Annotated in this window: 24 protein-coding genes and 1 pseudogene; 15 read left to right on the plus strand and 10 right to left on the minus strand. The window is 65.4% G+C overall.

Translation table 11 applies throughout. From position 1 onward, the window contains the following. Positions 1-35: 35 nt before the first annotated feature. Genes hemH through N6L26_RS09130 form a run of 3 tightly spaced genes read right to left on the minus strand, consistent with a single transcriptional unit; the run spans position 36 to position 4,299 of the window. A complete protein-coding gene (gene hemH / locus N6L26_RS09120; RefSeq protein ID WP_263605279.1) occupies positions 36-1,064 on the minus strand; it encodes a ferrochelatase in 1,029 nt (342 codons plus the stop codon). Further along, the gene (locus tag N6L26_RS09125) at positions 1,061-3,358 is read right to left on the minus strand and encodes a xanthine dehydrogenase family protein molybdopterin-binding subunit (RefSeq protein ID WP_263605280.1); all 2,298 of its coding nucleotides are present in this window, start codon (positions 3,356-3,358) and stop codon (positions 1,061-1,063) included. Before N6L26_RS09125 ends, hemH begins: the two co-directional genes overlap by 4 nt. After that, entirely contained in the window at positions 3,337-4,299 is a 963-nt protein-coding gene (locus N6L26_RS09130) for an Mrp/NBP35 family ATP-binding protein (RefSeq protein ID WP_412071324.1), read from the minus strand. Before N6L26_RS09130 ends, N6L26_RS09125 begins: the two co-directional genes overlap by 22 nt. A 118-nt stretch (positions 4,300-4,417) precedes the next feature. Between N6L26_RS09130 and hflK the strand changes: the two genes are divergently transcribed. The 4 genes from hflK to N6L26_RS09150 all read left to right on the plus strand — a co-directional run bounded on the left by hflK (position 4,418) and on the right by N6L26_RS09150 (position 8,533). After that, positions 4,418-5,524 (plus strand): protease modulator HflK, encoded by a 1,107-nt coding sequence (hflK, locus tag N6L26_RS09135; RefSeq protein WP_263605281.1) that lies wholly within the window; start codon positions 4,418-4,420, stop codon positions 5,522-5,524. Position 5,525: 1 nt separating this feature from the next. Next, on the plus strand, positions 5,526-6,359 hold the full coding sequence (gene hflC, locus N6L26_RS09140; protein ID WP_263605282.1) for a protease modulator HflC: 834 nt from the start codon (positions 5,526-5,528) through the stop codon (positions 6,357-6,359). Positions 6,360-6,529: 170 nt separating this feature from the next. Next, positions 6,530-8,080: a Do family serine endopeptidase gene (locus N6L26_RS09145; RefSeq protein WP_263605283.1), complete on the plus strand. Its 1,551-nt coding sequence runs from the start codon at positions 6,530-6,532 to the stop codon at positions 8,078-8,080. 180 nt (positions 8,081-8,260) lie between these two features. Continuing rightward, a complete protein-coding gene (locus N6L26_RS09150) occupies positions 8,261-8,533 on the plus strand; it encodes a hypothetical protein (RefSeq protein WP_263605284.1) in 273 nt (90 codons plus the stop codon). A gap of 149 nt (positions 8,534-8,682) precedes the next feature. Here N6L26_RS09150 and N6L26_RS09155 read toward each other — a convergent pair whose 3' ends face one another. Together N6L26_RS09155 and msrB are read right to left on the minus strand one after the other, a co-directional pair. Next, positions 8,683-10,854 (minus strand): transglycosylase domain-containing protein, encoded by a 2,172-nt coding sequence (locus N6L26_RS09155; protein ID WP_263605285.1) that lies wholly within the window; start codon positions 10,852-10,854, stop codon positions 8,683-8,685. Positions 10,855-10,956: 102 nt separating this feature from the next. Continuing rightward, a complete protein-coding gene (gene msrB, locus N6L26_RS09160; protein ID WP_263605286.1) occupies positions 10,957-11,358 on the minus strand; it encodes a peptide-methionine (R)-S-oxide reductase MsrB in 402 nt (133 codons plus the stop codon). Between the two features lie 199 nt (positions 11,359-11,557). On the opposite strand from msrB, the gene rpsT reads away from it, so the two are divergent. The 4 genes from rpsT (at position 11,558) to N6L26_RS09180 (ending at position 15,040) form a co-directional block, all read left to right on the plus strand. Further along, positions 11,558-11,818 carry a 30S ribosomal protein S20 gene (gene rpsT, locus N6L26_RS09165; RefSeq protein ID WP_263605287.1) on the plus strand — a complete coding sequence of 87 codons (261 nt, stop codon included), beginning with the start codon at positions 11,558-11,560 and terminating at the stop codon, positions 11,816-11,818. Between the two features lie 445 nt (positions 11,819-12,263). After that, the gene (gene dnaA, locus N6L26_RS09170; RefSeq protein ID WP_253522099.1) at positions 12,264-13,724 is read left to right on the plus strand and encodes a chromosomal replication initiator protein DnaA; all 1,461 of its coding nucleotides are present in this window, start codon (positions 12,264-12,266) and stop codon (positions 13,722-13,724) included. Positions 13,725-13,835: 111 nt separating this feature from the next. Then, positions 13,836-14,270, plus strand: coding sequence for a DUF983 domain-containing protein (locus tag N6L26_RS09175; protein WP_263605288.1), 435 nt, complete (start codon positions 13,836-13,838; stop codon positions 14,268-14,270). Next, complete coding sequence (locus tag N6L26_RS09180) at positions 14,267-15,040, plus strand: HesA/MoeB/ThiF family protein (RefSeq protein WP_263605289.1); 774 nt, start codon at positions 14,267-14,269, stop codon at positions 15,038-15,040. Before N6L26_RS09175 ends, N6L26_RS09180 begins: the two co-directional genes overlap by 4 nt. Here N6L26_RS09180 and N6L26_RS09185 read toward each other — a convergent pair. Further along, positions 15,029-15,730, minus strand: a complete 702-nt coding sequence (locus tag N6L26_RS09185; protein WP_263605290.1) for an NAD-dependent deacylase — start codon at positions 15,728-15,730, stop codon at positions 15,029-15,031. The genes N6L26_RS09180 and N6L26_RS09185 overlap by 12 nt on opposite strands. 70 nt (positions 15,731-15,800) lie before the next feature. On the opposite strand from N6L26_RS09185, the gene dapB reads away from it, so the two are divergent. The 5 genes and pseudogenes from dapB to N6L26_RS09210 all read left to right on the plus strand — a co-directional run. Further along, positions 15,801-16,529: a 4-hydroxy-tetrahydrodipicolinate reductase gene (gene dapB, locus N6L26_RS09190; RefSeq protein ID WP_263605291.1), complete on the plus strand. Its 729-nt coding sequence runs from the start codon at positions 15,801-15,803 to the stop codon at positions 16,527-16,529. 4 nt (positions 16,530-16,533) lie between these two features. After that, positions 16,534-17,331 (plus strand): ion transporter, encoded by a 798-nt coding sequence (locus N6L26_RS09195; RefSeq protein ID WP_318173596.1) that lies wholly within the window; start codon positions 16,534-16,536, stop codon positions 17,329-17,331. Between the two features lie 10 nt (positions 17,332-17,341). After that, positions 17,342-17,992, plus strand: a complete 651-nt coding sequence (gene nth / locus N6L26_RS09200; RefSeq protein WP_263605292.1) for an endonuclease III — start codon at positions 17,342-17,344, stop codon at positions 17,990-17,992. A gap of 74 nt (positions 17,993-18,066) precedes the next feature. Further along, on the plus strand, positions 18,067-18,945 hold the full coding sequence (locus N6L26_RS09205; RefSeq protein ID WP_263605293.1) for an ATP-grasp fold amidoligase family protein: 879 nt from the start codon (positions 18,067-18,069) through the stop codon (positions 18,943-18,945). A gap of 51 nt (positions 18,946-18,996) precedes the next feature. Continuing rightward, positions 18,997-19,182: pseudogene (locus tag N6L26_RS09210) on the plus strand (endonuclease III domain-containing protein); the annotation flags it as partial. A 312-nt stretch (positions 19,183-19,494) separates the two neighbouring features. Here the strand turns inward: N6L26_RS09210 and N6L26_RS09215 are convergent. After that, complete coding sequence (locus N6L26_RS09215) at positions 19,495-20,733, minus strand: dicarboxylate/amino acid:cation symporter (protein ID WP_263605294.1); 1,239 nt, start codon at positions 20,731-20,733, stop codon at positions 19,495-19,497. A gap of 102 nt (positions 20,734-20,835) precedes the next feature. After that, positions 20,836-21,972: a succinyl-diaminopimelate desuccinylase gene (gene dapE / locus N6L26_RS09220; RefSeq protein WP_263605295.1), complete on the minus strand. Its 1,137-nt coding sequence runs from the start codon at positions 21,970-21,972 to the stop codon at positions 20,836-20,838. 29 nt (positions 21,973-22,001) lie between these two features. Between dapE and N6L26_RS09225 the strand changes: the two genes are divergently transcribed. Then, positions 22,002-22,469 (plus strand): cupin domain-containing protein, encoded by a 468-nt coding sequence (locus N6L26_RS09225; RefSeq protein ID WP_263605296.1) that lies wholly within the window; start codon positions 22,002-22,004, stop codon positions 22,467-22,469. On the opposite strand, the gene N6L26_RS09230 is transcribed toward N6L26_RS09225, so the two are convergent. Further along, on the minus strand, positions 22,466-23,356 hold the full coding sequence (locus N6L26_RS09230; protein WP_263605297.1) for a S1/P1 nuclease: 891 nt from the start codon (positions 23,354-23,356) through the stop codon (positions 22,466-22,468). The genes N6L26_RS09225 and N6L26_RS09230 overlap by 4 nt on opposite strands. Continuing rightward, positions 23,323-23,985, minus strand: a complete 663-nt coding sequence (locus tag N6L26_RS09235) for a glutathione S-transferase family protein (protein ID WP_263605298.1) — start codon at positions 23,983-23,985, stop codon at positions 23,323-23,325. The genes N6L26_RS09230 and N6L26_RS09235 overlap by 34 nt, the downstream gene beginning before the upstream one ends. Positions 23,986-24,199: 214 nt before the next feature. Between N6L26_RS09235 and N6L26_RS09240 the strand changes: the two genes are divergently transcribed. Continuing rightward, on the plus strand, positions 24,200-24,619 hold the full coding sequence (locus N6L26_RS09240; RefSeq protein ID WP_263605299.1) for a VOC family protein: 420 nt from the start codon (positions 24,200-24,202) through the stop codon (positions 24,617-24,619). Positions 24,620-24,628: the final 9 nt, after the last annotated feature.

Genomic DNA, 24,628 nt, shown 5'->3' on the forward strand with positions numbered 1-24,628 from the left:
TAGCTCCTTACAACTTACTTTGTTGTAAGTAGGTTTTACGCGGGAATCCACCCCGCCAATTCGCGGCGCAGCAAAGTTTCGAGCATGCCCAGGCCGGCAGCGGACGTATTGAGGCAGGAAAGCGCGGCAAACTGCGCTCCGCCCGCGTCGGTGAACTGTTCGCGTCCCTGGATTGCCAGCTCTTCCAGCGTCTCGAGGCAATCCGCCGAAAAGCCCGGCGCAGCGACTGCCAGCCGCTTGGTGCCCGCCTGTGCTTCCTCGGCGAAGGTGTCGTCGGTCGCGGGGCCAAGCCATTTGGCCGGCCCGAAGCGCGACTGGAAGGTCGTGCGGAACCGCAGGCCCGGCCGGACCAGCCGCTCCTGCAGCAGCCGCGAGGTCTTCTGACAGTGGCAATGATAGGGATCGCCCAGTTCCAGCGTGCGCCGCGGCATGCCGTGGAAGCTTAACAGCAGCACTTCGGGAGCGAAATCGAGCGCATCGAGCTGGCGCGACAGATCCTGTGCCAGCGCATCGATATAGGCCGGATCGTCGTGATAGGGCGGCAGCGTGCGCAGCGAGGGCTGCCACCGCATTTCCCGCAGCTTGTCCGCAGCCTTGTCCACAACCGTCGCGGTCGTGGCGGCGGAGTATTGCGGGTAGAGCGGAGCGAGCAGGATCCGTTCGCACCCGGCGTCCATCAGCGCCTGGATGCGTTCGGGAATCGCCGGAGTGCCATAGCGCATCGCCCAGTCGACCATGACCCCGTCGCCCAGCCGGGCCTGCATTGCCGCGGCCTGGTCGCGCGTGATGACTGCCAGCGGCGAACCTTCCTTGGTCCACACCTGCTGATAGGCATGCGCACTTTTCTTCGGACGCGTATTGAGGATAATTCCGCGCAAGATCGGCTGCCAGGCGATCGGCGGGATTTCGACCACGCGGCGATCGGACAGGAATTCACCGAGATAGCGTTTCACCGGTCCCTTTTCGGGGGCATCGGGCGTCCCGAGGTTGACGATCAGCACGCCGACCTTGCCCGATTTCACCGGCGGATGGTCGGCGGGTAATTTCTGTTCTTGCCAGGTCATAGACCCTCCGAAAGCAATGGCAGGCGGCGAAAGCGCACTCCGGTCGCCGAGTAAAGCGCATTCGCGATAGCGGGGGGCGCCACCGCCACGCCAAGTTCGCCCGGATCGAAGGGCGGGGCGTCGCTGGCGAGAAAATCGACCACGATTTCGGGACAATCCGTCAGCGTCGGCAGCCCCAGACCGGCAAGGCGGGCCGGGACCGGTCTGCCTTCCTCATAGGCAACGCTCGACCCGGTCGCGAGCGACAGACCGAAGATCAGCCCGCCCTCGACCTGCTGGCGCGCGATATCGGCATTGACCACGCGCCCGATATCGACCGCGACATGCAGCTTGGTCACGCGCACCCCGCCTTCGCCCAGCGCGGCCTGCGCGACACAGGCGATCCGGCCGCCGGTATCGGGCGTGCCCATCCGCACCATCGCCAGCCCCTGACCGGTGCCGCGGCGGCCGCCGTCCCATCCCGCGAGCCGCGTCGCGCGGCGCAGCGTGTCGGCCATGCGCGGCATCCGGCCGAGCATTTCCATGCGGTAGAGCATCGGATCGCGCCCGGCGCGTTCGGCCAGTTCGTCGATGAAGCTCTCGATGAAGAAGGCGTTGTAGGCGATTGCATTGCCGCGCAGCCGCCCGGTCGGGAAAGGCAAGGTCACCGGCAGGTGGTCGATGGCGACATGCTCGATTCCATAGGGCGGCAGCGCGCCGTCGCACGCCAGCGCATCGGCCTTGCCCGCCGCCTGCTCCAACGCGGCCTGCGGGGTCTTGTTGTCGAACAGGCGATAGCCGAATTCGCGCGCGGTGGCCGGCATCGCCAGTCGGGCCCGCCAGGCGGCAATCCGCCCGCCGCTGGCCGCCTCGAAACCCGCTTCGAGCCGCGCGCTGACCGGAGTGCGTACGGGAAGCGACTGCAATTCCTGCGCGCGCGGCCAGGTCAGCTGGACCGGGCGCCCGATCTCCTTGGCGATCTGCGCGACCTCGATCGCGTGACGCCGTTCGAGTCGCGCGTCGAAACTGCCGCCTGCCGCAGTCGGATAGAGCACGACATTATGCGGCGCGATACCGATCGCCTTGGCTGCCGCACGCCGGGTGAGTTCGGGGGCCTGCGCGGCGATCCACAGTTCCAGCTTGCCGCCATCGTAGCGCGCGGTGGCACTGGCGGTTTCGATCGTCGCATGGACCGCGGGGCCGACCGCATAGGTCTGTGTGTAGTCGGGGCGCGCGAGCAATTCGTCGGCATCGCCCAGGGCCAGCGTGCGCCTGGGCTCGACCGTGCCATGCGCTTCGCCGAGTGCATCGAGCGCCGCCGCGCTTTCGACCGCGGGCGGTCCGGCAAACACCGGGCGCATCGCCTTGAGCGCCTGCTCGGCAACCCACCAGCTTTCGGCCACTGCGGCGAGATAGCGCCTGGATTTCACCACCCCGACCAGGCCGTTGAGCCCCTCGACCCCCGCCGCTTCGAACCCCGACAGGTCGGGCTTGCCCAGCGGCCCGTGGCGGATCGAGGCGAAGACCATTCCCGGCAGGCGGATGTCACCGGCAAACAGGAAGCTGCCATCGACCTTGGCGGGCAGGTCGAGCCGAGGGAAATCGGGCGCCAGTTCGGCCTCGGCGGGCACGGGATCCTCGCCCGCAGGCGCTACGCGAAGGGGCGGCGGATCGGGGGGATCAAGTTCGGCGGCCTCCGCCACCAGCGCGCCGAAGCCCAGTTGCTGTTCGGCGTGGCGGACGAAGCCGCGTTCGACCAGGCATTCTTCCCAGTCCACGTCCCAGCGTTCGGCCGCCGCCATCGCCAGCAGCGCGCGCGCGGTCGCCGCGGCTTCGCGCAGCGGCAATTCATACGCAGCGAGCGAGGTCCCGTCCGCGGTCGCGGCAAACGCATTGCTGCGCGCGTAAGTCTCCGCCAGCTGGCTCGCGGGATCGCTGGCGAGGCTGGGCAGGTTGGACCACAGCGGCGCCCATTTCGCGGCCAGCGGAATATTGGCGTAAAGCCCCGCGGGCGGGGTCGGTTCGACCGCGACCTGGCGCCAGTCAGCTCCCAGTTCGACCGCCACCACCTGTGCCAGCACGGTCGTGACGCCCTGCCCCATTTCGAGCTGCGGCACCGCCGCGGTGACCACTCCGTCGCGGCCGATGGTAATCCAGCCGCCGAAGTCGCGTTCATTGGGTCCGGGGGTCAGCGGGCTGGTATAATGGCGCGGCCACAACCACCAGGCTACGCCCAGCCCCCCGCCGACCGCTGCGCCCGCAATCAGCTGGCGCCGCGTTACGGGAAGTGCGCCTAGCTTTGCGCGCCAATCCATGCGTCGACCTTGGCGGCGATGTCGTGGAACGGCGCAGCAAGCGCATCCGTGCCGCAGGCGGGCGGCTGGCCGCGATCGCTGCCCTCGCGAATGGCAAGGTCGAGCGGGATCCGGCCGAGGAACGGCAATTCAAGCCGCTCGGCGGCAGTTTCGACCCCGCCCCTGCCAAAGGGATCGGACAATTCGCCGCAATGCGGGCAAACATAGCCGGCCATATTCTCGACCAGTCCGATCACTGGCACCTTGGCCTGGTCGAACAGCTGGCCTGCGCGCGCCGCATCGATCAGCGCGAGGTCCTGCGGCGTGGAAACCAGCACCGCGCCCAGCGGCTTGAAGCGCTGCAGCATGGTCAGCTGCACATCTCCCGTGCCCGGCGGCAGATCGACCAGCAGCGTGTCGACATCGCCCCAATGGGCATCGATCAATTGCGTGAGGGCATTGCCCGCCATCGGCCCGCGCCATGCCAGCGCACGGCCGGGTTCGACCAGATGGCCCATCGACAGCACCGGAATGCCGAACTCGCTCTCTACCGGGACCAGCTTCTCATCGCGCGCGATCGGCTTCTTGCCCTGGTTGCCCAGGATGACCGGCTGCGAGGGGCCGTAGATATCGGCATCGACCAGCCCGACCTTGTGGCCCAGCCGCGCCAGCGCGATCGCCAGATTGGCGGTCAGCGTCGATTTGCCCACCCCGCCCTTGCCGCTGCCGACGGCGATCAGCCGCCGCTGGCGGCGCTCGGCGGTCATCACTACGCGGGTTTCGGAAACATCGTCGCGCTCACTGAGGATATCGGTGATCGCGCGTTCGATATCGGTGCGCTCCTGCTCGCCCAGACCGGCGGCATCGACCACGGCAATCGCCCGGCCCTGTTTGATGGTCAGCGCGGAAACGCGGTCGGCGAGGCTGGCGGGAAGCAGCGATTTCGGATCGGTCGAACTCATGTGCGCGGCTGCTGTAGCATCGAAAAGCGCGCGGCAACCCCTGTTTTTCCGTGGCGGTGCACCTATAAGGAAAGACATGAGAATTTTTGACGGGTTCGGACAGAGGATTTCCCTGGCAATGGCGGGCAACAAAAGCCCCTGGGGCGGCGGCTCCGGGGATGACGGAGAGGGCGACAAGCCGGAGGGCACGAAGGGCGGCGACAAACCTCGCGGTCCGCGCAACCCCTGGCTCCCGCCGGGTGGCGGGGAAGATGGCCGCCGCGCGCCCAATATCGAGGATATCTTCAAGAGCCGCGGCCCCGAAGGCCCGCGCCGCAGCGGCGGCGGCCCCGGCGGTCCCAATTTCCGCTTTCCCCAGCGTCCCGGCGGCAAGAGCTGGTTCCCGATCGCGGTCATCGGGATCATTGTCTTCGGCCTGCTCGCGACCAGCTTCCACCTTGTCGGTCCGCAGCAGCAGGCCGTGGTGAAGACGCTGGGCGAGTACACCCGCACGCTGCGCCCGGGCCTGCAGATCACCGCCCCCTTCCCGATCGAAACGGTCGATGTCGAGGATGTCGAAGGCGTCCGTTCGGTGCGCATTCCGGGCGGTGACAGCCAGGTCAAACTGATCTTGACCGGCGACCAGAACCTTGTCGATCTCAGCTATATCGTCCGCTGGAACATCAAGGACCTCGAGGGCTACAAGTTCCGCGTCGTCGACCCGATCGAGACGATAAACGAAGCCGCCGAAGCCGCGATGCGCGCCTCGGTCGCCGAAACCGAGCTCGACGAGACCTTCTCGGGCCAGGGCCGTGCGGCGATCGAACTCGACGTGCGCGAACGCATGCAGGCAACGCTCGACAGCTATGGCGCGGGCGTCCGCGTGCTGGGCGTCGAAATCGAAAAGGCGGATCCGCCCGCGCAGGTCGTCGATGCCTTCCGCGATGTGCAGGTCGCCGAACAGAATGCCGATGCGGCGCGTAACCAGGCGCGCGGCTATGCCCAGCAGGTGCTGGCGCAGGCCGAAGGTGAGGCGGAAGCCTTCAACAAGGTTTATGAGCAATACCGCCTCGCCCCGCAGGTGACGCGCCAGCGGCTTTATTACGAAACCATGGAGCGTGTGCTGAGCCAGACCGACAAGACGATCGTCGAAACCGACAATGTGACCCCGTATCTGCCGCTGCCCGAGATTCGCCGACGGGCGCAGCAGCCCGCGACCACTGTCACGGCACCGGGGGGCCAGTAAGATGAGCACTTTCCTGCAGAACCACCGCAACTGGGTCATTGCGCTCGCCGTGGCGGTGATCGCCTTCATGATGAGCGCCTATGTCGTTCCCGAAGAGGAACAGGTCGTCATCATCCGCACCGGCCAGCCGGTCGGCACGGTCAATACGCCCAATGGCACGACCGGCGCGGGCCTCTATTTCCGCATGCCGATTATCGAAAGCGTCAACCGCGTCGAGAAGCGCCTGCTCGATCTCGAGATGACCGATGAAGAGGTTCTCTCGGCCGACCAGCAGCGCTTGCTGGTCAATGCCTATGCGCGGTTCCGTATCACCGATCCGGTCCGCATGGTCGAACGCGCAGGTTCGACCGATGGCGTGCGCAATGCGCTCGAGCCGATCCTCAACTCGGTGCTGCGCCAGGAACTGGGCCGCCGGACCTTCCAGGCCATGCTGACCGCCGAACGCGGCAGCGCGCTGGCCAATGTCCGCACCAATCTCGACCGCCAGGCGCGGCAGTACGGGGCCGAGGTGGTTGATGTGAAGATCATGCGCACCGACCTGCCCGAAGCGCCGCTGCAATCGGCCTTTCGCCGGATGGAATCGGATCGCGAACGCGAAGCCCGCACGATCCGGGCCGGGGGCAGCCGCGACGCGCGGATCATCCGCGCCGAAGCCGATGCCGAAGGCGCGCGGATCTACGCCGAAGCCTTTGGCAAGGACGCCGAGTTCTACGATTTCTACCGCGCGATGCAGAGCTATGACGCGACCTTCTCCAATGGCGATAACCCGTCGGAAAGCAGCATCATCCTGTCGCCGGACAATGAGTATCTGCGGCAGTTCCGCGGGCGTCGTTGACGGTTCGTCGAGCGGCGTCCGCGCCGTTCAAATGGCATTCACCGGCGGGGGCGAAAATCGCCCGCCGGAACGCCAGGTCGCCACGGCGGTAGCTTCGCTGCCGACCGCGGCACCTGCAATTTAGAGAAGAGGACGAAAAGGACGTGAAGCCCGTGCGATATGCATATTCCGTGACGAGCGCGCTGCTGGTAGGCGGCGCCGCGATCTCGCTCGCGACCGGCTACCCGGCCGGCGCCCAGGTCGCCCAGAACGACGACAGCCACATGGCCCGCGTCGTACCGCGTGCCGGCGCTCCCGAAAGCTTTGCCGACCTGACCGCGCAATTGCAGCCCGCAGTGGTCAATATCTCGACCCGCCAGCGGATCGAGGTATCGGGCAGTAGCGGCAATCCCTTCGCCGGTACCCCGTTCGAAGGCCTGTTCAACCGCCGCGGCGGTAGCCAGCAACAGGAACCGCAATATCGCGAAGGCCAGTCGCTGGGCTCGGGCTTCATCATTTCGGCCGATGGCTATGTCGTGACCAACAATCATGTCGTCGCCCCGCCTACGAGCAGGCGGGGCACGCGTGGGACGGTTGAGGAAATCACCGTTACCCTCGCTGACGGCACCGAGTACGATGCCGAACTGATTGGAACCGACCCGCAATCGGACCTCGCCGTGCTGAAGGTAAACCGTCGCGAACCCTTTCCCTTTGTTGAGTTCGGCGATTCCCGGAATGCGCGGGCCGGCGACTGGGTGATTGCGATCGGCAATCCATTCAATCTAGGCGGCACGGTGACCAGCGGGATCATCTCGGCGGTGTTGCGTCCCTATGGAGGCGGTGCCTACGAGCGCTACATTCAAACCGACGCGAGCATAAATCGTGGAAACTCGGGCGGCCCGCTGTTCGACATGCAGGGCAATGTGATCGGGATCAACAATGCGATCATTTCTCCGACCGGAGGCAGCGTGGGGATCGGTTTCGCAATCCCAGCGGAGGCTGCCAAGCCGATCATCGACTCGCTCGTGTCTGGCGAGGAAATCATGCGCGGCTATCTCGGCGTTGAAATGAACGCCGTGGATGAAGACATCGCCGACGCTCTGGGCATGTCGAGTGCGCGTGGCGCATTGCTGCAACGGGTTTATGCGGATCAGCCCGGAGATAAGGCTGGATTGCGAGCAGGCGATGTCGTTCTGAGCGTGGACGGAAAACCTATTTCCGCCGACCAGTCGCTTCCCTATGTAATTGCCAATATCTCGCCCAACAAAACCGTACCCATGCAGATCTTGCGCGATGGGCGCGAGCGGACCATCAATGTGACGCTTGGACGGCTGCCCGCCGCAGAAGAGCTTGCTGAGATGCGCCAGCAGGAACGCCTGTTCGAAGAGAACGGAGACGGCGCACAAGACGACATGGCACCCGAATCCTCAAACGATCTGATATCCGAGGTCCTTGGAGTGCAGGTGTTGCCGATGAACCCGCGCTTTGCCCGCGAATTGGGCGTGCGCCCCGATAGTGGCGGAGTGGTCGTGATGGCCGTGGACCCGTCGGCGGATGCCGCGCGTCGGGGCATTGGCCGGGGAACGATCATCCAGTCCGCCAATTACGCAGCCATCGACTCGGTTGAGGGCCTCGAGAAGCAGCTGAGCAAGGCTCAGAAAGAAAACCGGGAGGCGATCCTGCTGCGCATCCGCACGCGCGGTGGAGACGAAGTTTCCGTTCCGGTTCGCCTTCGCTATTGAGCGCTTCGTTAGCCAAGCATCTGCCTAAAGGATAGGTTAGCGCCCTAATCAACTCGGTGATTCGAATGCAAATAGGAGATACTGGTAGGCAGCCATTCTGAATGATGGGATGGCCCTATTACTTCGTTTCTGGCGGAATGCCTGCAACTTCGTTTTTTGTAAGCGATCAAGGAGAGCATCATGAAACGATTAATTTTTATGGCCAGCGCAGCGGTTGCACTTTCAAGCGCCTCGGCGAATGGGCAAAGCACTTGTGACGCGGCGGCATTTTCAGAGGCGGATGCAGATGGTAATGGTTGGGTTGACCAGAGTGAGTTCGCCGCGTTCGTGATGCCGAACTGCGGATTAGACTTCGGTGAAGCAAACACTCTTTTTGCAGTCAGTGACAAGGATATGAATGGCGTTCTCGATGCTGCGGAATTTTGGAGAGCGATCCAGAAGCTATTCGTTTAATTGCCTGCAAATAGTCATCTCCAATTGCTATTGCAGTAATTCTGAGCACCATAGCAGCCAGAAAATTACGCGGTGGTAAGGAAGATGCCGTTGAGGAAAGGGCGGTCCCCCAGCGCTGGGGGACCGCCCTTTCCCTTTGCCCGATCACTCTAGTTGGTAGGGCGCGGGGTCGGTTGCTGCGCGGGTTCGCGCCGCCCGCCAGTTGCCTCGTCGAGGAAATCGTCCCCGATCGCCTGCGGTGCGCCATCGGCCCCGCGTGGCGGCTGCTGCGGTGCGCGCGGCGCGGGCACGACCGGCGCGCGCGGACGCATGGGATCAAGCGTGCGGTCGAAATCGTCGGCGAAGGGATCGCCGCGCGACCCGTCGCTCGTGCCCGGTTCGATCAGATTGCCCTGCTCGTCGATGAAGTAATAGTCCTCCGGGTCGCCGAGCATATATTCATCGTCGGGTTCGAGCTGCCATTCGGGCAGCTGGAGATCGGTGTCGAATTCGACCACCGGGCGATCCTTGACCGCATAGCGCATATAGGCGGCGAAGGCGCGCGCGGGCGCGGTGCCGCCCTGCAGCCCGCCGACGCGCGAATTGTCGTCACGGCCCATCCACACGCCGGTGGTGATCCCGCTGGAAAACCCAACGAAATAGCCATCCTTGTTCGAACTGGTGGTGCCGGTCTTACCCGCCACCGGCCGCCCGATCTGCGCCGCGCGGCCGGTTCCGGTGGCAACCGCCGTCTGCAACAGATCGGTGATCCCGGCGGCGACATAATCGGGCACCAGCTGCGACGAGCGCGCGGGCTCGTGCTGGTAGAGCAGTTCGCCATCGGCGGTCTCGACCTTGAGGATGCCATGCGGTTCGATCGAGCCGCCGCCGCCCGACACGACGGCGAAGGCGCGGGTCATGTCGATCAGCCGCACTTCGTTCGAACCCAGCACCATGGCGGGATAGGTGTTGATCTCGGTCGTTATGCCGAACCGCCGGGCCATCGAGGCGACGGTGCCGAAGCCGACTTCATTGCCCAGTTGCGCGGCCACAGTGTTGATCGAATAGGCAAAGGCGGTGCGCAGGTCGATTTCGCCGACATTGCGCCCGCTCGAATTGCGCGGTCGCCACCCGTCGATCTCGACCGGCGTATCGACCACGCGGTCGTTGGGCGTGTAACCCGCCTCGAGCGCGGCGAGATAGACGAACAGTTTCCATGCCGAGCCCGGCTGGCGCAGCGCATCGGTGGCGCGGTTGTAATTGGTGGCGACGTAATCGGTGCCGCCGACCAGCGCGAGAATCGCCCCGTCGCGGTCCATGCTGACCAGCGCGCCCTGCGCCCCATCGGGGGTGTTCGACTTGATCGAGGCGGTGGCGGCGCGTTGCATGCCGACATCGAGCGTGGTCCAGACCTCGATCGGCTCGAAGGTCTCGGGCAGCAGCATGTCGAGCTGCGGCAGCGCCCAATCGGTGAAATAGCGCACCGAATTCTGGCCCGCCTCTTCCTTGAGCTTCACCGCGCTGGGATCGACCGTGACATCGGGCGCGATGCGGCCCTGTTCCTTCATCAGCCGCAGGACCACGCTGGCGCGGCCGACCGCGGCGTCGACATCGGCGGTGGGCGAATAGCGGCTGGGCGCCTTGACCAGCCCGGCGATGATTGCCGCTTCGGCGACCGACAGCTCGGTCGCGGGATGGCTGAAGAATTTCCGGCTGGCGCTGTCGATGCCATAGGCCCCGCCGCCGAAATAGACCTTGTTGAGATAGAGCTCGAGGATCTGTTCCTTCGAAAACTTCCATTCCAGCGCCATCGCGAGGATCGCCTCGCGCAGCTTGCGGTCGAGCGAGCGGTTGTTGTTGAGGAAGACGTTACGCGCGAGCTGCTGGGTGAGCGTCGAGGTCCCGCCGACGCGCTCGCGCGTGCCGGTCAGCCCTTCGATAATCGCGCCACCGGTGCGCCAGGGGTCGATCCCGAAATGCGAGTAATAACGCCGGTCCTCGACCGAGATCATCGCATCCTTCATCACCTGCGGAATCTCGTCCGAGGTCAGCCATTTGCCGAAGCTGGGGCCAAGCTCGACGATCTCGGTCCCGTCGCGCGCGCGCACCACGATGGTCTGCGCGGTCTGCGTGGCCTTGAGCTGGTAATAGGTCGGCATCGAGCGCGCGGAAAACGCCACGGCGAGCGCCAGGAACAGCGCCACGAGCAGCGCCAGCGCACCGCCCCAGACGACCAGGCGCCGGGCCCAGCGCGCGAACCAGCTTTGCGGTTTGTCCGCTGCCGCCCGGGCAGCGCGTTCCTTGCGCGCCGAGCTCTTGCGGCGGCTCCCTCGTCTATCCATTGATTATGCTGGCACCCTTGTTGCTCGCCGCCCTATAAGTGTCCCGACCTCGCATGGCGAGGTCTAACCAAGCGTGAACGGAACCCTCCGCGGTCCGGCGGCTCAATCCTCGGGCTCGAAATCGAGCGCGGCGGAGTTGATGCAATAGCGCAGACCGCCGCGATCGGGCGGGCCGTCGGGAAAGACATGACCAAGATGCCCGCCGCAATTGGAGCAGGTCACCTCGGTCCGGATCATCCCGTGCGACACGTCGCGGTGCTCGTCCACCGCTTCGCCTTCGGCAGGGGCGGTAAAGGCGGGCCAGCCGCAGCCGCTGTTGTACTTCTCGCCGCTCTCGAACAGCTTGTGCCCGCAGCCCGCGCAGTAATATTCGCCGGCATCGTAATGCTTGTCGTATTTGCCGGTAAAGGCGCGCTCGGTCCCGGCTTCGCGCAGCACGTGGAATTGCTCGGGGGTCAGCTTCTCGCGCCATTCGGCGGCGGTATGTTCGGGCTTGTCGCTCACGGCTTGTCCTTTCATCTGGGACAGACCATATAGGCGCTGCCGGAGCCGATGCACGCGGTTCCGCGAATGGTCGACGATTTGCTTGACGATTCGGAGGCGCGCCGCTAAGTGCGCCGCTTTCCGGCGGCCCATGCCGCCTTTTCGCACGCACTTACGAGATTTCCCGCCGCGCATGCCGTGCGGCCTGACGAGGACAAACATGGCCAACACGCCGCAAGCCAAGAAGCGCATCCGTCGCAACGCAAACCGCGCCGAAGTCAACGGTGCCCGCATGAGCCGCATCCGCAACTTCCTCAAGAAGGTGGAAGTCGCGATCGAAGGCGGCGACAAGGATACCGCACAGACGGCGCTCAAGAGCGCGCAGCCGGAACTGGCGCGCGGTGTTGCCCGCGGCGTGCTTCACAAGAACACTGCGGCGCGCAAGATGAGCCGCCTGACGAAGCGGGTCGCTTCGCTCTAAGAGATTCGCCGGTCCCGGGACCGGCTGCGACAGTATTCGTGGGGCCGTCGGGTTAACCGGCGGCCCTTTTGTCGTGTTTCAGTTGCGTTCCGATACTGGCCTGAAATGATCCCGTAACAAAACCCACGCGAAACTCACGATTCGCAGCGTATATTTGAGCGAACTCAAGTAATATCCGTCACTTGAACGGGGGCCTGCGGCTTACACGTGAGTCAACAAGTATATTTCAGATTTTTTGCAGTTATCCCCCTTGCGACTCATCCGGCGAGCGACCTACACAATGGCTCTCGGTTCGGGGCGGGACAGCCCGGACCTTTAGATTATCGACGAGCGAGGGCGACCTTCGGATACACCGATTCCGGAGTGAGGCGATGCTGTGCCCGGCCTTGCCAATGTTAGAAGCAAACGAGTGGCGCCGCGGCGTTCACCGGGGGATGATACAAGAATGCGTAAGGCATCAGACATTGGTTCGCGCAAGGCACAGGACGATTTCATGGAAGATCAAGAGGCGGTGAACCTGGCGGCGGACTGGGCCGATATCAGCCAGGGCCTGCGCAAGGATCTTGGTCACCAGCTGCACAGCCAGTGGATCAAGCCGATCCAGGTCGGCGGGATCGACAAGGACAGCGGTACACTCGACCTGTTCCTGCCCACCGAATTCAGCGCCAATTGGGTCAAGGACCGCTTTGCCGACCGGCTCAGCCTGGCGTGGAAGATCGCGCGCAGCGAAGTGCGCGACGTGCGTATCCAGGTCCATCCCGGCCGCCGCCAGGTCGCCGATTTGCGCCTCCATTCGGACGGGCGCCGCCCGGCCAATGACGGGGCGGATACCTCGATGATGGCGATCGGTGCCGACACGCTTGGCGATACCGGATTCACCAGCTCGGTCGGACTCGACCCCAGCCTCACCTTCGCCGCCTTCATCACCGGCGAAGCCAATGTGCTGGCGTTCAACGCCGCGCAGCGCATGGGCGCCACCGAGAAACCGCAGTTCAGCCCGCTCTATCTCAAGGCCGCTACCGGCCAGGGCAAGACGCACCTGCTGCACGCCACGGGTCACGCCTTCCTCCAGGCGCATCCGCGCAGCCGCATCTTCTACTGCAGCGCCGAGCGCTTCATGGTCGAGTTCGTCCAGGCGTTGAAAGCCAACCAGATGCTGGAATTCAAGGCCCGGCTGCGCAGCTTCGACCTGCTGCTGGTGGACGATATCCAGTTCATCATCGGCAAGGCCAGCGCGCAGGAAGAACTGCTCTACACGATCGATGCGCTGCTCGCCGAAGGCAAGCGGCTGGTGTTCGCCGCCGACCGCGCACCGCAAGCGCTCGACGGGGTCGAACCGCGCCTGCTCAGCCGGCTGTCGATGGGCCTCGTCGCCGATATCCAGGCGGCGGACATCGAACTGCGCAAGAAGATCCTCACCTCCAAGCTGACGCGTTTCGCACCGCTCGATGTGCCCGCGGACGTGCTCGACTTCCTCGCCCGCACCATCACGCGCAATATCCGCGAACTGGTCGGCGGGCTCAACAAGCTGATCGCCTATGCGCAGCTGACCGGGCAGGAAGTCTCGCTCCAGCTGGCCGAGGAACAGCTGACCGACATCCTGTCGGCCAACCGCCGCCGGATCACCATCGACGAGATCCAGCGCACCGTGTGCCAGTTCTACCGGATCGACCGCAGCGAGATGAGCTCCAAGCGCCGCGCGCGCGCCGTGGTTCGCCCGCGGCAGGTGGCGATGTATCTGTCGAAAGTGCTCACCCCGCGCAGCTATCCCGAAATCGGGCGCAAGTTCGGCGGGCGCGACCATTCGACCGTGATCCACGCAGTGCGGCTGATCGAGGATTTGCGCCAGCGCGATGCCGATATGGACGGCGATGTGCGCAGCCTGCTCCGGCAGCTCGAAAGCTGACGGGATAAGCGCGCCCCCGCGCGCATTTCCTCCCCACCCCATTCACACTGCTTCGACAGCTCTGTGAACAGAGCTGTCGACAGGCGCCATCCCGCGCGCCAAAGAGCCTGCATGCCGCAGACACCTCCCGCCGCCCCGCGCGCCGATATCGCCCTGCCCGCCTCCTTCGGTGCTGCGCTGTGGCGCGGCGCGCGATGCCGGTGCCCGCGGTGCGGCGAAGCGCGGATGTTCCGCCGGTGGCTCAAACCGCATGACCACTGTCCCGCCTGCGGCCTCGATATCTCGGGCCAGCGCGCGGACGATTTTCCGGCCTATGTCTCGATCTTCGTCACCGGCCATCTGCTCGCGCCGGTCCTGATCATTCTGGCGAGCGATTTCGCGCTGTCTAGCATGGCAATCCTCGCCATCATCCTGCCGCTGGCAGTGATTTTCATGCTGGCTACGCTGCAGCCCGCCAAGGGCGCGGTGATCGCGCTGCAATGGTGGCACGGCATGCACGGCTTTCGCCGCGAGCGGCTGCCCGAGCCCGAGGATCAAGTGGAATGAGCCTGCCGCCCGGCCGCCTCGACCGGTTCGCGCGGCATATCGTGCTGCCCGAAGTGGGCGGCGCGGGGCAGGTCGCACTGGCGGGCAAGCATCTGGTGCTGGTAGGCCTCGGCGGGATCGGTTCGCCCGCGCTGCAATATCTCGCCGGCGCGGGGATCGGGAAACTGACGCTGGTCGATGACGACCGGGTCGATGCCAGCAACCTCCAGCGCCAGACGCTGTATAACGAACGCGATGTCGGCCATGGCAAGGCAGTGATCGCCAAGCGCTGGGTGACCGGCTTCGATGCCGCGCTCGATGTCTCCATCAGCGACCGCCGGATCACGCGCGACAATGCGCACGAACTGGTGGTCGATGCCGATCTGATTCTCGACGGGACCGACAATTTCGCCACCCGGCTGGCGGTGGCCGATGCCTGCGTGGCCGAGCGCGTTCCACTGCTCTCGGCGGCGGTCGGTCGCTTTCAGGGGCAGGTCGGTGCCTTTGCCGGACACCTTCCCAACCAGCCCTGCTACCGCTGCTTCGTCGGCGATGCCTTCGATGCGGAGGATTGCGACACCTGCGCCGAAGACGGGATGCTTGGCGCGATGGCCGGCTGGGTGGCGACCTTCGCGGCGCTGCAGGCAGTGCGCATCCTGCTCGACGGGGTCAGCGCGCTGGGCGAGGCCGATTGGGGCCGGGTCCATCTGCTCGACGGGCTGAAGCCCGGCATGCGCAGCTTCACCATCACCAAGGACCCGGCGTGTAGCGCCTGCGGGTCAGCCGCCTAGGACTTCCGCGACCCATTCGGGGACCACCTGCGTCGCCGGGCCATGGCGCGACTGGTGAAACCAGCGCGATCCCATGCTTGCCTCGAGATTGAGCTCGAGCGTGCGCACGCGCATCTCGCGGGCGTCCTGGACGAAGCCCGCCGCGGGGTAGACTGCCCCTGAAGTGCCGATCGAGACGAACAGATCCGCCTGCCACAGCGCGGCATGGATACGCTCCATTTCGTAAGGCATCTCGCCGAACCACACGACATCGGGCCGCAGCGCGGGCTTGCCGCAAGCGGGACATGGCGGGCGGTCGATCATTGGGCCGGTCCAGCGCGAACGGGTGTCGCAGGCAGTGCACCAGGCGTTGAGATGCGTGCCATGCATATGGAGCACGCGCCGCGCGCCGGCGCGTTCGTGCAGATCGTCGACATTCTGCGTCACCACCAGCAGCTCGCCGTCCCATTCCGCATCGAGCCGCGCGATCGCCTCATGCGCGGCATTGGGCTGCTTGGCCTGGATCGCCTCGCGCCGCTGGTCGTAGAAGCGCAGCACGAGGTCGGGATCGCGCACAAACGCCTCGGGCGTGGCGACGTCCTCGACCCGGTGCTGTTCCCACAGGCCGCCGCCATCGCGGAAGGTATCGATCCCGCTTTCGGCGGAGATGCCGGCCCCGGTGAGGATCACGATGTTGCGCATATCGGTCATTTGCCCTCAAGTAGCGATGCGGTAGGGCAAGTCAAAGACCGGCCATGAACCGTGGCCGATAGGGGAAACAATGGCGCAGATCGGGATTATCGGGTGCGAAGGCGCCATGGGCCATGCGCTTGCCGCCGTGATCGGTGCAAGCGGGCATGAACTGGCGGGCGGGATCGACAAGGGCGGCGACGCGGCGGGGCTGGCCGATGCGAGCGAGGTGTTGGTCGATTTCTCGACCCCCGGCGCGCTGTGCATCAACCTCCATGCCGCGATCGGTGCGGGCGTGCCGCTGGTGATCGGCACGACCGGGCTGGAGGAGCGGCATCACGCCGCGATCGACGACGCTGCACGCGCAGTGCCGGTGCTGCAGACGGGCAATACCTCTCTCGGCGTGACGCTGCTTGCGCATCTGGTCCGCGAGGCCGCCGCACGGCTCGGGCCCGATTGGGATATAGAAATCCTCGAGATGCATCATCGGCGCAAGGTCGATGCCCCCAGCGGAACCGCGCTGCTGCTCGGTGAAGCTGCGGCCAGCGGGCGCGGGATCGACCTCGCCGGCCATTCCGAACGCGGACGTGACGGACACACCGGCGCGCGCGAGGAAGGCGCGATCGGTTTCGCCAGCCTGCGCGGCGGCACCGTGGCGGGCGAGCACAGCGCGATCCTGGCGGGCGAGGAAGAACGCATCACCCTGTCGCACAGCGCCGAGAACCGCTCGATCTTCGCCCGCGGCGCGGTGCGCGCGGCCGAATGGATGATCGGGCGCGATCCGGGCCGCTATTCGATGGACCAGGTGCTGGGGATTTGAGCCTGTGACCCTGCGCGCCCGCCTGCACCGGCAATTGCATATCGGCTCGTGGCCGAACGGCCGGCTGACGGGGCTCAACATCTTCGTGGTGTGGACGATCCTGCTGGCATTGCTGGTGGGGATCGTGGCGACCGAGCCGCAGATCCGCATCCCCTACCAGCGCGAAATCCTGATCGCCGAGTTTGTCTTCGGCACGATCTTCCTCGTCGAATATCTCGGGCGCATCTATGCCGCGCCCGAACGAGAGGGGCCGGGTTCCGCCTGGGCCAAGCGCTGGCGCTTCATCCTGTCGCCGATCGGGATCATCGACCTGATCGTGGTCGCAGTGAGCATGGCGCCCTTCTTCATTGCGAATGCTGCGGTGCTGCGCGTCATCCGGCTGCTGCGGATCGTCTCGATCCTCAAGTTCAGCCGCTTCTCCGCCGCGATGCGCGAAATCGGCGCCGCGCTGCGCGAACGCAGCTACGATCTGATCGTCTGCGCCACGCTGGCGCTGGTGCTGGTGCTGCTGGGCGCGGCGGGGCTCTATTGGATCGAGGGCAGCCTGCAGCCCAAGCAGTTCGGTTCGATCCCGCGTGCGCTGTGGTGGGCGGTGATCACGCTGACCACGGTCGGTTATGGCGATGTCTATCCGGTAACCACCGCAGGGCGGCTGATCGGTTCGATAGTGGCCATCGGCGGGGTGCTGCTGGTGGCGCTGCCGACGGGCATCGTCGCCGCCGCCTTCAGCGATGCGATGCAGCGCCGCCGCGAAGCGATGGCCCGCGCGCTGGAAGACATCGAAGGCTCGATCCCCGAATGACCGCCAGATTATGACCAAGGACCAGATATTCGAGTTTTTCCGCCGGCTCGCCGAGGACAACCCCGCGCCCGAGACCGAGCTGGAATATGGCAATGCCTATCAGCTGGTGGTGGCGGTCGCGCTCTCCGCGCAGGCAACCGACGTGGGGGTGAACAAGGCGACGCGGGCGCTGTTTCGCGAAGTCGAGACACCGCAGGGCATGCTCGAACTGGGCGAAGACGGGCTCAAGGAGCACATCAAGACCATCGGCCTCTTCAACTCCAAGGCCAAGAACGTCATCGCGCTCAGCCAGCTGCTGGTCGACGAATATGGCGGCGAAGTGCCCGATACGCGCGAGGACCTCGTCCGGCTGCCCGGCGTCGGACGCAAGACTGCCAATGTCGTGCTCAATTGCTGGTTCGGGCAGGAGACCTTCGCGGTCGACACGCATATCCTGCGCGTCGGCAACCGTACGGGTTTGGCCAAGGGCAAGACGCCCGAACAGGTCGAAGCGAAGCTGGAGAAGCGCGTGCCGCAGCCCTTCCGGCTGGGTGCGCATCACTGGCTGATCCTGCACGGCCGCTATATCTGCAAGGCGCGCACGCCCGAATGCTGGCGCTGCCCGGTGGTCGATCTGTGCAGCTATCGCAAGAAAGTGCTGGAGAAGCCCAGGGGGCGCTAGGTGCAACGGCTCCCGCCCCCTTTTCCGGTTCACGCCGTGCGGAACGCAAACCTGCGACCGGCGTATCACTGACGATGGACCTGCGGAAGCTGCCCTCCCTCCCGCATTGGCTCCTGCCCGTGCCCAAGGTCCGGATCGGGCTCACCTATCTGTGGCGTCACCGCCGCTGGCCCGACCTGCGCCAGCCGCGCCGCTTCACCGAGCTGGTGCAGCAGCGCAAGCTGGAGGACCGCAATCCCCTGCTGCCAGTGTGGGTCGACAAGATCTCTGCCAAGCACCAGGCGGCCAAAATGCTGGGCGAACGATGGATCATCCCCACGCGCTGGACCGGGAGCGTGCTGCCGCAGCACCCGCCCGCGCCCTTCCCCTTCATCCTCAAGGCCAGCCATGGCTGCAACCAGAACGTGGTCTGCCATCACGCTGCGGATTGGCGGGCGGCGCGGCGCCGGGCTGCACGCTGGACGCGCAGGCCCTATGGCCTGTGGCTCGACGAATGGGCCTATCGCGACCTCCCGCGCGGCTACATCGTCGAACCCTTCCTCGGGAGCGGCGACCGGCTGCCGGTCGATTACAAGATCTATGTCTTCGGCGGCCGGGCCAGCCTCGTGCAGGTGCATCTCGACCGTGGGCGCAATCACCGCTGGACGCTGTATGACCGGGCATGGGCGCAGGTCTCGATGCCGGACGAACTTCCCTCGCCTCCCCCGGCCAATCTCGACCGGATGCTGGCTGCGGCCGAAACGCTGGCGCGGTCCTTCGACTTTGCGCGGATCGATTTCTACGAGATCGATGGCGAGCCGAAATTCGGCGAGGTCACCTTCTATCCGGGCTCGGGGCTGGATCCGTTCGATCCGCCCGAGCTCGACCGGCACATCGGCGCGCTTTGGCTGGCTGCAATCGCGGGTGACCGAGCCGAACCGGAGCAAGAGGAGCTGCAACCGGTCGCGGCGTGAACCGCAATTGGTGGATTACTGACGGAGATCGCAACGCCAATCCCGACGAGACCCGAGCCGGTCGAAGCCGAGCTGGAAAAGCGTGTGCCGCAGCCCTTCCGGCTGGGCACGCATCACTGGCTGATCCTGCACGGCCGCTACATCTGCAAGGCGCGCACGCACGAATGCTGGCGCTGGCCGGTGGCCGATCTGTGCAGCTATCGCAAGAAGGCGCTGGAGAAGCCCAAGGGGCCTTAATCAACTGCCCTTGTCTGATCAGTTCCGCACTTCGAACAAACTTTCGCAGGCACAGGACCGGGCAATGTGACAACTCCCCAAAGGTAGTCGTTCACGAAGAGTGATCGTCCGCAGTTTCGGCATCGGATCAGCAGAGAAGCGAGGCTTGCCATTCCAAATATGATGAGAAACGCAAAGAGCACAGGCTCGCGATTCCGAGCTTCGACGCCCAAACTATCCAAAATTGTGGGAAGCCCAAACCATAGCGGAGCCAGCGCTATCAAACCTAGGGATAAGCGCAGCGCACGGGAATAGGGACTGAGTTCCGCCCAGCTAGACATCGTCCGCGGAGATCATCTCACGCTTGTCGATCTCGCCCGTCATCACCGCCACCGTGGTCGCTACCGCGGCATCGCCGCTGACATTGGTGGTGGTGCGCATCATGTCCATGATCCGGTCCACGCCGGCAACGAAGGCGATCGTTTCGAGCGGCACGCCGACCGCGCCGAACACCAGCGCCATCATGATCAGCCCCGCGCCGGGAATACCCGCCGCGCCGACCGCGCCCAGCGTGGCGAGGATCGAGATGAGGAAGTAATCGCCCATCGACAGGTCGACCCCGAAGATCTGCGCGCCGAACAGCGTGGCGAGACCGAGATACATCGCGGTCCCGTTCATGTTGATCGTCGCGCCGAGGCTGATGACGAAGCTCGCCACCGAGTTCGAGACGCCGAGATTGCGCTCCGCACACCGCAGCGTCACGGGCAGCGTCGCATTGGAACTGGCGGTCGAATAGCTGACCGCCATCGCGTCGAGGATACCGCGGAAGAAGTCGCGCACGGGCAGCTTGGCGAGGAACTTGATCATGCTGCCGTAGATCAGCGTGATGATCAGCAGGCAGCCGAGGTAGTTGAGCCCGACCAGCTTGGCGAGGCTGACCAGCGCATCGAGGCCCAGCGTGCCCGCCACCCACGCCATCAGCGCGAACACGCCGAAGGGGGTCAGCTCCATCACGATCATGGTGACCTTCTGCATGATCACCGCGCCGCTATCGAACACCTTCTGCACCGGCACGCCGTCTTCGCGCGCCATCAGGATGCCGATGCCGATCAGCATGCTGAACACGATCAGCGGCAGCACCGCGACATCGGCCATCACCTGAACCGGACTTTCGGGCACGATCGAGAGGATCATGTCCACCGCGGAGGTCTCGTTGGGTTCGGGCGTTGCGCCCTTCTGGATCGCATCGGTATCCAGCCCCGCGCCCGGCTGGACCAGCGTGCCGAGGCCCAGCCCCAGCCAGACCGCGATTTGCCCGGTCACCACGAACAGCAGCATCGCCCGTCCACCGACCGCGCCGAGCTTGCGCAAGTCCCCGATCGCGGCGACACCCGAAACGAGGCTGAAGAAGATCAGCGGGACGACCAGCATCTTGATCGACTTGATGAAGAAATCGCCGATCCACTTGATGCTTTCTGCCTCCGGACCCCAGGCCCAGCCGGTGAGCACGCCGAGAATGAGCGCAGTGATCACGCGCTGCCACAGCGGAATCTCGAACCAGGTCTTCAGCAAATCCCCAACCCCTTATCTTGTCGTCTTTGCGAGCGGCACTGCCGCGCGCGGATTCATGCCGCAGTTATTGCGGCTTGCAAAGCCTTGTGAGGGGCCGCCCGTTCACCCGGCGAGCACGTCGCGGGCGATCCGCGCGTAAATCCGGCTCAGCGCCGCGAGGTCGGCGACCGCCACCGCTTCGTCGGTCTTGTGCATGGTCGCGTTGACCAGTCCGAATTCGATCACCGGGCACACTGCGCGAAGGAACCGCGCATCCGAGGTGCCGCCCGTGGTCGAGGGTTCGGGATCGACCCCGGTTTCCGCCTTCACCGCTGCGGCGATGGTGTCGCTGAATGTGCCCGGCGGGGTCAGGAACGGTTCGCCGCTGATGATCGGCAGCGCGGTGCCGCCGTGCTTTTCCGCGATTCCGCCGACCTTCTCCGACAGCGACGCGCCCGAATGCGTATCGTTGAAACGGATCGAGACGCGTGCCTTGGCCAGTGCCGGGATGACATTGTGCGCATCGTTGGGCACGTCGATCTCGGTCACTTCGAGATTGCTCGGCTGGAACCAGTCGGTGCCTTCGTCGAGCACCAGCGCGTCCAGTTCGGCGAGCATCGCGACCAGCCTGGGGATCGGGTTGTCGGCCAGGTGCGGGTAGGCGACATGCCCCTGCGTGCCGCGCACTTCGAGCCAGATATTGACCGAACCGCGCCGCCCGATCTTCATCATGTCGCCCAGCCGGTTGACGCTGGTGGGTTCGCCGACAAGGCACAGGTCGGGCTGGTGGCCGTGCTCGCGCATGAAATCGATCAGCGCGCGCGTGCCATGCAGCGCGGGGCCCTCCTCGTCACCGGTGATGATGAAGCTGATCGTCCCCGCTTCGGCAGGCACATTGGCCGCCGCGTCGACCATGCAGGCGATCGAACCCTTCATGTCCACCGCGCCGCGCCCATAGAGCAGTTCGCCGCGCACTTCGGGATCGAAGGCCTCGCTGGTCCAGCCGCCACCGGCGGGGACGACGTCGAGATGCCCGGCAAAGGCGAAGTGCTTCGAGCCTGCGGGCCCGCGGCGGATCGCGAAGAGGTTCTCCACCGGCGCCTCGGGGCTGCCCACATCCCCGGCGCCGCGGGTGAACCGCGTCACTGCGAAGCCGAGCGGGGCGAGCATCGCCTCCATCGCATCGAACACCGCGCCGGTAGCCGGGGTGACGCTGGGGGCAGCCATTAGCCGCTTGGCGAGATCCAGAACATCAGTCATGCTGTGTCCGCTAGCAGGAGTGCGCAGCGATGCCCAAGCTCGATCTCGACGCGATCCCCCAGACCAAAGCGACCGGTTACCCCGCCCCCTACGATGCCGAAGTGCAGGGGCGCTGGTACCGCCGGCTGGGACCTGTGGCGGGGCTGACCCATCTGGGGGCCAGCCATGTCGTGCTGAAGCCCGATGCCTTCTCCTCGCAGCGACACTGGCACCGGCAGAAGGACGAGTTGCTGGTCATGCTCGCAGGCGAGGCCGTGCTGATCGAGGATACGGGCGAGGTCGTGATCCGCCCCGGCGATGTCGTTGCATGGGCCGCAGGGGTCGAGAATGGCCACCGGCTGCACAACCGCTCCGCTGCCGATTGCGTCTTCGTGGTCGTCAGCGGTGGCAGCAATGAAGTGGATTCGGGCGAATATCCCGATATCGACATGGTCTTCGATGCCGAGGGCTATGCCCACAAGGACGGCACCCGCTATCCGACCGAGCGCCTGCCCTAGTCGCGCGCCTCTTCGGGCAGCGGCCCCGGCTCGAAAGCGCGGTCGAGATATTCCGCCATGCGCAGCCCCGCCTGCAGCACGCGGCGCCGCGCGATCGGGGCCGAACGTTCGATCAGCTCCTGCGACAGTGCGGTCTCGCTGGGCAGTTCGCCCTCGCACGGGTCGCAGCCGAAGGTCTCGGGATAGATGAAATCGCGCGAGATCTGCCAGCTCTCGCGGCCCCAGTCGGCCGCATTGCCGCCCGTCAGTTCGGCGCGCTCGGCGGCCGAATAGCGGCGCGCGATCGGCGGATTGCCGCTGATCGCGCGTTCGGCCAGCGGGCCGTCCCACACCCGGTGCAAATTGAGCCCCGGGACGATGCCATAGGCAGCCTCGCGGTCGTTGCCGCCGCGGTCGTCATGATCACCCGAATGCAGCGGCATGTGAATGTCGCCGATGAAATGGACGAGGAAGGCGAGCGCTTCGACCCGGACATTGTCGGGCAGGCTCTCGTCGGCAAGGATACGCTGGTTACGCTCGACCTGCGCGCTGACGCAGCCCAAGCCCGAGCAGTTCTTGCGCGCGTTGTATTCCTCGGTCACCGGCTCGGTCTGGTAATGCCACGCGAAGGTGTAGCCCCAGCGCCAGTACTGGCCGCGCAGGCAATCGGGCCACACGCTCGCATCCTGCAGGCTCGCCAGATCGCACTGGGGCGTGCCCAGCAGCGGCGAGGCCTTGAGCAGCCGCGCGATTCGCTCGCGCGTTTCGGGGCGCACGTTCTCGATCGCGATATCGGCGGTGACCGTGTGCGCATAGAAGCCCCAGGCCTGCGCCTGCGCGGGCAGCACCAGCGCCGCCAGCGCGGCGCATGCGCTCAGCCAACCGTTTCGTATTGCTCGATGACCCATTCTTCGCTTTCCGATGCTTCGATCCATGCCTGCAACCACTCATGCTCCCACAAGGCCTGCATATAAGCGGCGGCGAAGCCGGGCACGGCGATCTGGTAGCTGATGAACCGTGACACGACGGGGGCAAAGAACACATCTGCCGCACCAAACGTGCCGAACAGGAAGGGTCCGCCACTGCCAAAGCGGCTCCGCGCCTCCGCCCACAGCCCGAGAATGCGCAGGATGTCCTGCCGGCAAGCCTCGCTCGGCGTGAAGCCTTCGAATTGCTTGCGCACATTCATCGGGCATTCGCCGCGCAGCGCATGGTAGGAGGAATGCATTTCCGCGACCATCGAGCGCGCCATGCCGCGCGCCACCGCGTCCTTGGGCCAGAAGCGGTCGCGCCCGACCTTGTCGGCGAGATATTCGAGGATCGCGAGGCTGTCCCACACCACCGCTTCCTCGTCCCACAGGATCGGTACCTTGCCGTGCGAGGGCTGCGTGCCGCCATCCTCGCTCTTGAGCGTATCCCACTGCTTGCCGAACATCGGGACGGTGATTTCCTCGAACGATAGACCCGACTGCTTGGCCGCGAGCCAGCCGCGCAGGCTCCAGCTCGAATAGTTCTTATTGCCGATGATCAGCTTCATGTGTGCACCCACCTTGCGTGGGGCGGCGGTAGAGGCCCGGCCCGGCACTGTCGAGACTGAACGGACAAGGCCGCCCGGCCCCGGTTCGTCATTCCCGCAGAGGCGGGAATCCAGATAAGCTGTCCGCCCCGCAGCGCGCTTTGCAATCCGCATCCGATGTGCCAGCAAGCGAGCTTGTCTAGGCCCCTGCCTCCGCAGGGGCGACGGAGTAGATATGTCGCTCAGACCCTTCCACCTCGCCTTCCCCGTCCACGATCTTGCCGAAGCGCGCCGCTTCTATGGCGCGATCATGGGCTGCACCGAGGGGCGGTCGAGCGAGGAATGGGTGGATTTCGATTTCTACGGCCACCAGATCGTCGCGCATCGCGCCCCCGGCCAGGCGGGCGACCGCGCGAGCAACCATGTCGACGGTCACGGCGTGCCGGTGCCGCACTTCGGGATCGTACTGGCGATGGGTGACTGGCAGGACCTGGCCGAGCGCCTGACCACGGCGGGCGTGGAGTTCGCCATCGAACCCACCATCCGCTTCAAGGGCCAGCCCGGCGAACAAGCGACGATGTTCTTCCGCGATCCCAGCGGCAACGCGCTGGAGATGAAAGCCTTCGCCGACGACGCGATGCTGTTTGCGAGTTAGGCGATTATT

The organism is Qipengyuania sp. SS22, assembly GCF_025736935.1.
GTDB lineage: Bacteria > Pseudomonadota > Alphaproteobacteria > Sphingomonadales > Sphingomonadaceae > Qipengyuania.